The organism is Terribium retamae (genome assembly GCF_022347545.1).
GTDB classification, from domain to species: Bacteria; Pseudomonadota; Alphaproteobacteria; order Rhizobiales; family Rhizobiaceae; genus Mesorhizobium; species Mesorhizobium retamae.
Window position 1 is genome coordinate 1 of sequence record NZ_JAKREW010000094.1, and the last position, 5,830, is coordinate 5,830.

Sequence of the window (5,830 nt, forward strand, 5' to 3'; positions counted from 1 at the left end):
CCCCTAACCCCTCCCCTCAAGGGGGAGGGGGACTTGGGCTCGCGGCAGCTTCCCCTCCCCCTTGAGGGGAGGGGTTAGGGGTGGGGGTATTCCTGAAATGAGGGGTGGGCTGACCGGCTATGCGACGGCCCAAACGCAGCCTGAGCTCGCATGCTACCCCGTCACCGTGCCCGGCCACACGACAACGCCATGCAGACCGCCTGCCACATTCCCCGACAGCACCGGTTTCGAGCCGCCGTCGCTGTCACACGCCTGGTCGAAGGCGATTTCGTAGTCGGCGAGTTCCGCGGCGAAATCCTGCGCCTGCAGCTGTTTCCACAGATAGACGATGGCCAGCCGCAGCAGGCGTTCGTCGAGCAGGAAAATGTCTTCGTCCGCGGTGAAGGCGGTCTTCAGCGTGCCGTCGGCCGCCCGCACGATCTGTTTCGAGATGTAGAAGAACTTGGCCTTTTCGCCCGTCGCCATCACCGGCTGGATGTGTATCTGCCCTCCATGCATGGTCCATGCGCCATAGAGCGGCGCGATCGTCGTGAACTCGAATGACAGCCAGTCGTCGCTGTCGACGATATGGGTCATGTCCCAGCGATGGCGCGAAGACCACAGGCTGGCTCTCTTCAGCATGCGCGAGAAGTTCGCCGGCAAATCGAAGCCCTCGGCTGTGCCGTCGCCGTTGATTTCGGCGACCTTGCGCAGCACCTGCCAGTCGAAGCCGCCGGCGATCATGCTGGCGGCTTCGTTGGCCAGCAACTGCAGCTGCTGCCACGTCCTGGAAGTGCCTGCAGCCGTGGAGAAGAAGGCGGGCGGTATGGCCTCGCCCACCGCCACGCAGACCTGTCTCAGAACATCGCCGATCGCCATGGTCAGGCAGCCTCGGCGAGGGCCGCGCGCAGCTTCGGCGCTGCCCAGCGCCTGTCATAGGCGATGCCCTTGGCGTCGAGTTCGGCGCGCAGGCTGGCCAGTTCCTCGCTTGCCGGCGGTTCGGCCGTCGCTGCCGGTTTCGTGCGGCTGTCCAGCAGCTTTTCCAGCTCCACCAGGCGTTCCTTCAGGTCGCTGATTTCCTCGTCCTTCTTGGCCTCGCGCTCGGCCGCGGCCGAACTGTCGAGATTGCCCAGGAAGACGCCGGCCTGCTTGATAAGGTCGCGCATGCTGGGCAGCGGAACGCGCCCGATCTGCGTTTCGGCCAGGTCGCGGATCTCTTCGACCGACTGGATGCCGACCTGCCGGAAGATCCTGACCTGCTCCTCGTTGAGCGCCGGCCAGGCCGTCAGCGGCGTGCCGGAGGCAGGCAACTCCTTGCCCGCCTTCCAGGCTTCGTAGGCCGGCTTGATCTTCTCCCAGCGCGCCGTCATGAAGGCGAGCTTGGTGCCGTCGAGATCGTCGCCATGGCGCTCGGGGTCGGGTATGAGATGCTTGACGCGCTCCACCGTATGCGTGCCGAGCGGGCTGTGGCCCGGCGCATAGATCGCCCAGTCCACCTCCTGCGGCTCGATGATGCGCTTGCCGGCTTCGTTCAACAGGAAGCCCTGCGGGTCGGCCTTGTCCTTCAGCGGATCGGTGCTGCGCACGGGCAGTTTTTCGTATGTCGTCCTGAAACCGATCAGTCGAATGACCGGCTTGTCGTTCTCAGCCATGGTGGCCTCCTTGGAAGGTGAGTAAAAGGGCAGGTGGGCTCAAGGTCCGCCTCGTTGGTGTGGTGCCTGGAGGGTGTTGCGTTGCGCCACTCCCCCTCTCCGTCGCGTCCTGCGGACGCGCCACCTCTCCCCCATTTCATGGGGGCGAGGAACCCAAGCTGGAAAAGCGTCACCGCTGGAGCTGCGGTTCCTCGCCCTGCCGAAGGCGGGGAGAGGTGGATCGGGCGAAGCCCGAGACGGAGAGGGGGCCTTCGTGCCCCGAATACCGTGCCCAGCTTGGGGGCGATGGGTCGGCAGGGGCAAAGCGAACTGTGAAGCGGCGACACCGCAAGCACGACCGTGCGCCGCGCTTTGCCGGTGGTGCGTCCTTCGAGGCTCGCTTCGCGAGCGCCTCAGGATGAGGGTCGTTGTGCTGTTCGGACGAGAATTCCGAAACGTCTCGGAACTTGGGTGTGGCTATGCAACGGTTCCTCATCCTGAGGAGCGAGCCCGCAGAACATTGGAATCATGGCAACAGAGTCAGATGGGCGAGCCTCGAAGGACGCACCAAATCGATGCCGGCAACAAAATGATTCACTTGAGGGCGACAGCTGTTCTCAGTCGATCCCGAGACAGCAAAGAAGCCTTAAGTGAACCACATTATCCCTAGATCGCCGTCTTCTTGAACCAGGCGCGATCGCCCGTCACGAGCGCCGCATTGGTGTTGGTCCAGGCGCCGGCGCCGGTGGCAACCGTCATCGCGGGCTCGGTCAGGATCACGGTCGCCGCATCGGCGACCGCGTCCGCAGCCTTGGCCAGGATGTAATCGTGGCCGTCATTGCCAGTCACGACCGTGCCCAGCGCCACGGCATCCTCGCCCGCCTTGATCACTTCGCCGATCCGCAGACCGACGATCGGGGTAACGGAATGAACCATATCGTTCTCCTTGTTTCTCGTATGATCTTTCCCGAAGGTCTGCAGCTTTTTGCTGCGCTTCCTTCGGAGTCATGCTGTTGAACCAACGGTCATTCGACCGTTGGAGTGCGCGACCGCGCGCCGCGCCCGTTGGCGCGGAAGCCAAGCGGCCCGGATGGGCCGCGCCCGGCGTTTGAGGGAACTAACTCACATCGAGCAGCACGCCCTGCAGCGAGCGGTTCGAGCAGGCGACATTGCCCATCCAGTAGTAGGGGATGACCACGGCGTCCTGGTTGACGGGTTTCTTCTCCTCGTCCTGCGACCACTGCGCTTCCTTGTGCTGGAAGATGTAGAGGTAGTCGGTGTTGAGGAAGTTGGCCCGCTCCGCATTGGTGGCGAAGTTGGTGTTGTCGTCGAAGATCACGTCGGCGGTCTTGTACTTGTAGGACAGGAAGCCGGTCTGGGCGAGATCGGCATCCTGATAGCGCTGGAACTGCTGCTGCGACGCTTCATAGACAGAGAACAGGTCGTGGCTGAACGTGATCAGGTCCGGCGTGTCGGTGCCGCGCGTCAGCGCCATCCACAGCCGGTTCATTTCACCGAGGATCGTGTCCTTGGTATAGGCGTCCGTGCCGGGGATCTCGCGGAACTTGTTGCGCCAGAATGGCCACAGCGCCGAGTCGATGCCGCCGACCGTGCCCTGGCCGTTCGACTGGATGATGTTGGCGAGACCGGCGATCTGGTTCGGCAGCGAGCCGTCCGAATAGAGATCGATCGAGAAGTTGTTCGCCGCCGTGTGCAGGGCGTTCTTCTTCTTGGTCTTCACCAGGTTGATCATCGCCGACTTGCCGGAGTTCTGGCGCAGCTCCCGCCCGCTCGACACGACATGCAGCGCGATCTGCGCCCAGTCGTATTTCGCCGACGTCACCACGTCCGAGGCGTTGGTGTTCAACGTCTCGTACCCGCCATAGCGCTGGTAGGTGCCGTTTTCGCCATATTCGAGCGGAACCTGGATTTCGGTGCCGCCGTCGAGATTGCGGATGTTGCCCTTCTTCTTGAGGCGGGCGAGCAAGGCGTTGTTCTTGCTCACATTGTCCGCAACCTCGGTTGCGGCGTTACGCAGCGTTGTCGAAACCATCTGCGTGAACACAGTGGATGGTCCTGCCATCTTGATCACCTTGAGTTCTGTGCTTCGTCATAGGCCTGGCCGAGCAGTTCGTCTTCCGAGAACTGCCGGGACTGGCCGGTGGAGGTAGAGGTCACGTTGACGGCAGCCGCGCGGCGTGCGTCGGCCATTCTCCTCGGGTCTGCAGCGGCGGCCCTAGCGGCGGCGGCTGCCTTGACCCTAAGGTCCGGGTCGGCATTCACGGCCATGTCATAGGCAAGGTCGAACACGGCTTCGTGGGAAGCGGTGTCGCCAAGCCTGGCACGTGCCTTATGGATCGCATGCACCATGTCGTCTTCGGCGAGCTCGGAATAGAGCGGCTTGTCCTTGGCCAGGCGGCTCACTTCCTCGTTGGCGGAACGCGCCATGGCGTCTTCCTGCTGGATTTCCCGTATCACCCAGGCAATGTCCGCCGGCGTCATGGCGGGCGGTTGCGGGTCGGCGGGGATGTCGATCTGGCCGCTCAGCGCCGCAGCCAGGTGCTGGCGCACGCCATAGCGGTCGGCAATGTCGATCAGGCTGGCGATCGGGTTCTCGTCCAGCCGGCGCTGGGCGCTGAACAGGAAGTCGACCGCATCGGCCATCGACGGCGCCGAACCATCGGGCATGGTCCGCCCGGCCAGAAGGTCGGCATTGCGTTCGAAGATCTCGTTGTAGTGGCGAAAGCCGCTGATCTGCCGGCCCTGTTCCGACATGCGGGTGTGCAGCTCGGCGTCGCGCTGGGCGATCCTGGCCTGCACTTCGGCCGGGATCTTGCCCCATTCGCCTTCCATGCCGCGCCAATTGGCCGGGAGGGGCACGGCCGAGGGCGAGGAAACCTCGGCCGCCCCTCCCGTTCCCTCACCTTCCAGTGGGGAATCCTTGGCCGGCGGAGAGGCCGGCGAGGAACTCTGGCGGCCGCCATCGGCAGGATCGCCGCTGCCATTGTCGCTGTCGCGCGCGTTCTGATCCCACACTGCGCCGAGCGCGGCATCGTCATTGACACTCGCCGCCGACGCAGCGCCAAGATCCGCAACGTCCGAACCTGCGGAGCTCGCAAATCCCTGGGCTTCGCCATTCACTGTCGTCATCTGTAGTCCTCGCTGACTGTGAGACCCCGCTTGGCGGCGAAGGCCTTGTTCCTGATTTTCCCGCCGGTGGGAGAAGGCATGTCGCCGGCTTCCACGCAGTTGTTGCGCTTCATGTCCTCGCGGCGCTCATGGCGGGTGGTGATCATCCGACCGTTGATCGGGCTGGCATATTCCGGCATCGGCCTGGTGATGCTGGGCATCGCCAGCGGGCCGGCTGGAACGAGCATCGGCGCACCGGTCTCGCGGTCACGAAAGCGACCGTCGCGAAAGACGTATCGTGTCACGGTTGAACCTCTTGGATGACCTGGATTGATGCGTCACGCGCCGCATACCCCCACCCCTAACCCCTCCCCTCAAGGGGGAGGGGACTTGGCATGCGGCAGCTCTCCCTCCCCCTTGAGGGGAGGGGTTAGGGGTGGGGGTCTTCTTAAGGTTGAGGGTTCTTCAAGACGTCAAACCCGAGAACACCCAACCTACCCCGTCACCCCCAGCTGCTGCATTTGCAACTGCCGCTGCACCGCGCTGAGCTGGCTGGTCTTGATCTGCAGTTCTGCGTTCTTGATCTGCAGATCCAGCGAAGCGTTCTCGCGCTTGATCTGCCGTTCCAGCTCGGCGTTCTGCACCTTGATCTGCTGGTCGAGCTGGGCGGCCTGCTGCTTCCGTTGCTGTTCGACCGCCGCGGCATCGGCCTGGCCGTCTGGCTGCTGCGGCACGCCGCCGCCCTGCTGCACCTTGGCGATCAGATCGTCCAGCACGTCTTCGATCGCCTTGCCGAGGTTGAACAGCCGGGCGAAGGATCCATAGATGGTGATCGCCGCATTGGCCGGCATCACGCCCTGCTGCACCAGCGGGCCGACCGCCCCGAAGAAGGCGCTGGAGGCGGTCATGAACTCGGTCGCTTCCTGCTTCTTGCGCGAGACGTCGGCGCGCACCGTGCTGTCGGTCTCGACATCGATGCGGTAGCCGGCGGTGACGCGCTCATGCATCAGGGCGTTGAGCGCCGCGAGATGCTGCAGCTTCTTCTGCCGCGCCGCTTCCGCGTGGCTGGCCGCCTGCGCCGCCGCCTGCTG

The 5,830-nt window shown here is 64.2% G+C and carries 6 protein-coding genes and 1 pseudogene; all 7 read right to left on the reverse strand.

Translation table 11 applies throughout. The annotated features are described in order from the left end of the window. Positions 1-153: 153 nt before the first annotated feature. Positions 154-858, reverse strand: coding sequence for a phage adaptor protein (locus L4923_RS30430; protein ID WP_239370830.1), 705 nt, complete (start codon positions 856-858; stop codon positions 154-156). A gap of 2 nt (positions 859-860) precedes the next feature. Continuing rightward, on the reverse strand, positions 861-1,631 hold the full coding sequence (locus L4923_RS30435; protein WP_239370831.1) for a hypothetical protein: 771 nt from the start codon (positions 1,629-1,631) through the stop codon (positions 861-863). A 645-nt stretch (positions 1,632-2,276) separates the two neighbouring features. Then, a complete protein-coding gene (locus L4923_RS30440) occupies positions 2,277-2,546 on the reverse strand; it encodes a hypothetical protein (RefSeq protein ID WP_239370832.1) in 270 nt (89 codons plus the stop codon). Between the two features lie 181 nt (positions 2,547-2,727). Continuing rightward, a complete protein-coding gene (locus L4923_RS30445) occupies positions 2,728-3,693 on the reverse strand; it encodes a phage major capsid protein (protein WP_239370833.1) in 966 nt (321 codons plus the stop codon). 5 nt (positions 3,694-3,698) lie between these two features. Continuing rightward, positions 3,699-4,760: an HMG-box domain-containing protein gene (locus L4923_RS30450; RefSeq protein ID WP_239370834.1), complete on the reverse strand. Its 1,062-nt coding sequence runs from the start codon at positions 4,758-4,760 to the stop codon at positions 3,699-3,701. Next, positions 4,757-5,044 (reverse strand): hypothetical protein, encoded by a 288-nt coding sequence (locus L4923_RS30455; protein ID WP_239370835.1) that lies wholly within the window; start codon positions 5,042-5,044, stop codon positions 4,757-4,759. The genes L4923_RS30450 and L4923_RS30455 overlap by 4 nt, the downstream gene beginning before the upstream one ends. A gap of 189 nt (positions 5,045-5,233) precedes the next feature. Beyond that, positions 5,234-5,830: pseudogene (locus L4923_RS30460) on the reverse strand (hypothetical protein); the annotation flags it as partial.